This window comes from Geobacter sp. (assembly GCF_030834625.1).
Lineage (GTDB): Bacteria > Desulfobacterota > Desulfuromonadia > Geobacterales > Geobacteraceae > Geobacter.
The window spans coordinates 1-4,646 of the sequence record NZ_JAUQXO010000006.1; the positions used below are offsets into that span (position 1 = coordinate 1).

The 4,646-nt window shown below is 60.7% G+C and carries 2 pseudogenes; both read left to right on the forward strand.

Annotated elements, in window-relative coordinates:
- Nucleotides 1-1,876 (forward strand): annotated as a pseudogene (locus tag RCH91_RS00190) (hypothetical protein); the annotation flags it as partial.
- A gap of 23 nt (nt 1,877-1,899) precedes the next feature.
- Nucleotides 1,900-4,646: pseudogene (locus RCH91_RS00195) on the forward strand (hypothetical protein); the annotation flags it as partial.

Consider the following 4,646-nt stretch of genomic DNA (forward strand, 5'->3'; position numbering starts at 1 on the left):
CCAGCTGCAGGCAATGGGAACCGCGGAAGCCCGCGCCCTGGATCAGGCCTTTGCCACGTTCGGAGATTTCGGAAAATTCGTGAATCGGCTCCCGACCGCGCTCAACGCGGTCTACAAACCGCTGGGGGGACTTCCGGAAAAACATATGGTCCATGTGGCCCGCCTGGGTGCCGAGTCCTTCATCTACGGCGCTCCCCGCCTCGAAGGCGACAGGTACTACCCCTGGGTCGACTATCCGGACCTCAACCAGGCTGCGGAGAGTTCGAAACTGCTGGCAAACTTCCTCCATTTCTCCATGAGGCGGCTCCATCAGATCAGCCGGATCGCAACCCGGCCTGAGACCCATCGGCGGCAAATGGACCGGGCTGGCGTGCTGTTCCGTTTCTTTCACACGGAACTTGCCAGTGGGCTCCGCCGGACGGGCATGGCGGAATCCCTGCTGCTCGACTACCGAACGCTGCTGGTGCAGATCATCTGGCTGCACTACCAGCGGCTCCTGGACGGCTGGCTGGCAACGGCGGCGAAGTCCCGACTGTCGGACAGAGTTATCGGAACCGAGTGGGTGGACATCCTGCGCTTGGCGGCCATCACGCAGGTCGATGATGCCCGGGCCCTGGTGCCGACATTCAACCTGACGGCGACGCTGTATCGGGACTACTTCGACCAGAAGCCCGACAGCGACATCGGTTACCTGCACTACACGAGCAAGCCTCCGCCGTTTACGGGCCACGGCCCGGACATGACGTTCACCACCGTATTCCTGCGCAGAGCGGAGCAGAAGATGCTGCTGGAAGAACTTCGCAAGGAGTCTGGGTCCGCTCCCCTCCCGAACCTGCATGACAGCGCCTCGTGGCAGGCCTGGGTACGGACCGTGTGGGACAAACCGCTGCTGCGGCGCGAGAGCAAGCTGGCGCTGATTCTCGGCCTGGTAGGCCGCTATTTCAATGCGTTCACCATTCATGCTCCCCATGACCTGCGCGAGGGATGCAGTGAGAAAAATTATCTGACGCGTGTTTTCCCCCGTGCCGTAACGGGTTCACTGGTGCACGACTGCTTCGTCTATGCCTGCCGCTGGCTCCACATCCTGGGCCGGCTGCTGGCGTCCGGCTCCATATCCGACGGCATCGCAAAGCCGCGCATCTTTCTCATCGAGATGCCGGCCCACGTTGGTGTCATGATCCGTGGAGAAACGACGTTCAACCGGCATGTAGTCGTCAGCATCAACAACAAGGACGCACAGGTTCACGAAATAGACGCTGCCGAGACCGACGAGGCAGGGGCGCGGATCGTGGTGCAGGACATGTACCGCGGGATGAAGACCCCCTTTGTCGCACGGCGTCTCACGTCGAACCCGGCAGACGCGAAGGCGCTCTGGAGCGAGGTCTGCAAACTGGCGGACAAGAAACTGGTGCTGCCGTACAAGGACCCGAAGGAACCGCCGCACCTGCGATACCTCAAGCACAACGCGCTGGTCGCCCGCATCGGGCGGGAGTTCACCGATGCCGTGCGCGCCTCCTGGGCCGCACTGCGTCAAAGCCTGAACAAGACTGGAGGCGGCCAGGCGTCGGCCGACCTGGTCCGCAGCGAGATCAGGAAGCACACGACGCGATTCGAATCAGCGATCAAGTCAGCGACGGATACGATCGACAGCCAAACCAAGCCGCTGATCAAGGAGATCAACGCCGACCTTGACGCAAACAAAAGTCGGATACCCACGGGGGTTCTGATTGTCGAAACCGCCCCCAAGGCACTCTTCGTCAATGAAGTAGAAGCATACCGGAATGTGTTGAAAAAGGCTCTGCAGACGGGCGACGTGTCGGCGATCAACCCGGACCTGTTCTTTCCCGACAATGACTTCGCGGCAGAGGTTGAATGATGACAGGCACGAGGTGAGCAACCATGAACTCCCGGGAAGAAAATGATCGACTTCCGCGTCCCGGTCCACGGGGCGACCTTGAGTCCCCCTTTCTGGCGGAAGAGCTCTTCGGCGGCGAGGCCGAGCCCGAATGGGAGGCGCGCCTGATCGCCTTGGAGGCGGAGAGCCCGTTCCGGTCTGCCTTCGAGGAAGGGAGCACCACCCCCTTTGCACCGGAGGAGCCGGAAGAGGAATTCGCAGGAGAAGAATGGGGTTCCGCGGAAGGGTTTTCGCCGCTGGAAGCCGAAGCATATGGCGAGGAGGCGTTTGCGGAGCCTGAAGAGAGCCGGGAACTCTGCTACGAGGAGGAGACCCCCTACGAGGAGGGAGAGACCGGCGACGAAAAGCCCCTGCCACGTATGAAGTTCGAAATTCAGACCAGCAACCGGATCTGGCGGAACGATGGTACGACCGCGATTCTCCTCGAACGGAAATACGGCCCCAAGGATTTCCTCGTCGACCGGAAAGGGGTGAGGCTGGAGTCCGAGACGAACGGGGTTCTGGAATTTGAAACGGAATGGTTCCGTTCATGGCCCAAACTTGAAAAAGCCCTCAAAGAAGCGGTCACGATGACCGACGACATGAATGGAGCGGCTGCGTCGAAATTCGAGAAGTCGCGCAAGGCATTCCCGTTCAATGTCGATCATCTGCGAAAGGGATCGACGAAGGAGTTGCGCCAGGGCTTCTGGGACCGAAAACCGGGGATGGAGGGTGAGAAGGAAAAAATCCTTCAGTCAGGTGAGGAGCTGGAAGTCGAGATAACCGATGCCTCCTGGAAGGCGGGAATCCAGTCTTCGGAAAGTTTCCTGCTGGAGTACTACGAATCGTTCCTGAGACAGCACGAATGGCCGTTTTACCGGGACGGCACCATCAAGCACGCACAGGCGGTCCTGGATGGTGCGAACACGGCTGGCATGACCGCCACGGAAGTGGCCAAGCTGCGCAGCTTTCTCCAGATCATCGTCAACTACATCATGCGGGGCCAGGGGGGGACGGAGAGCGACAAGGCCGGAGCCTTCGCCGATGTGAAGGGGATGCCTCCCAAGCAGGCCTTTACGCTCATGAGCCGGACCAACTTCGCGTCGATGTACAAGGTTCTGTTGACGGGAAAAGAAAGGAAGCTGTTCGAAAAAATCGTGAAAAACGATTCGCTGCTCAAGGAGCTGGGGCTGGACCGGAAAAGCCCGCTCTTCATCAAAGGGTATGGAACAAAGCACCATGAACCCGGCCCCACGGTATACCAATGGCTGGCAGGGATTGCCAAGGGTGTGGACCTGCTGTCGGTGCGAAGCGGGAAAAACCTGAGCGCGGCCATGGGCCGATACAACGTGGAAACCAGAAAGGGGAAAAAGGACCGCTGGCTGGTGAAGTTCGAAACCCGCAATACGATCCTGGGAGCTGTGGGGATCAAAGCCACTGAGTGGGTAAAGTACGCATCCAAGCTGTTCGACACGGCGAGCAAGAGGGAGAGTGATGCCCTTAACCTCCTCCAGCAGCAGGGCGTTGCTGACGAGAACAAACTGACGAATTTCGTCTTCCACGCGCGCTACCCGGAGCTGGAAGGGCGCCGGATCCGGACGAGCGAACGTGCTCTCGCCCAGGAGTGGCTGCGGATTCGAAACGAGCTGGTGCGGGGTGTCCAGCCTGAGCTCGAAGAGTTCGAGGGGATCGGGGAAACGTTCGAGGATTTCCATGATGCCGAGTTTGTCGACGACGAACTGGAGGAGTTCCCGGAAGCCCTTTACGGGGAGACGGGACTCGAAGAGGCCGAAGAGGCCGGGTATGCCGATTACGAAACAGAGGACGACGAGTATCCGGTTGAAACGGAGGGAGCGTGGGAAGAGGGGAAGCCCGGTGGCGTTGCCGTCAGTTCTCCCCACACACCCGTTCCCCTGTTCCCGCCACGACCGGATGACCTCCTTGCGGCCGACCTGAAGATGGCACATGCGCTCAGGCACGCCATTGCCGCGTTTGAGAAGGATCGCAAGCTCGCGCCGGGCACCTTTCCGGTCCGGATCACGGTCGTCGACGTGACCAATGCGTCGGGCCCCCTCCCGTCGGCCGGCCACCTCGAGACCGAAACCGACTACATTGCCAGCGAGGCCAAGGTGGCTGTCATGTACGCTGCCTATGCCCTGCGGGATATGGTCAGGCGTTTTGCCGCAACCACCGGAGCCAACCCGGCAAACCTGTCCGCCTGGCTCGCCGCACAGATGGACCCGTCAATTGCCAAGGCGTCCGACAATATCGCCCGTTCCCTTCTCATGGACGCACATCGCGTCCCTTCGTATCGAAACGTTTTCGAGCCGAAGCCGGCCAGCCTGGGACTCAGGGCTACCGTTGCCTTCTCTCCCGCCTTTGACAGAGCACTGGAGGGGATGATCGTGCCGAGCAACAATGCCCATGCCGCCGCGTGCGTTCATGGAGTCGGCTATGGGTACCTGAACGGGGCCCTGGCTGCGGGCGGCTTCTTCGATCCTTCAATCAACCAGGGTCTCTGGGTCGCCGGCGACTTCCAGGAAGGAAAGAAATGGCCTTACGTTCGGATCGTATCCCGCAATGATGGTCTGGTTGCGCAGGCCGGCACCACAAGGGACATGGCCAAACTCGTCTCATTGATCATGACGGACCGGCTGCTCGACCCGGCCAGCTGCGCCGAGATGCGCGGCAGGCTGGCCAGGGCCGCAAAGGGGATAGACACCCCCTGGGTCGCACGAACGGGAGTCTTCAA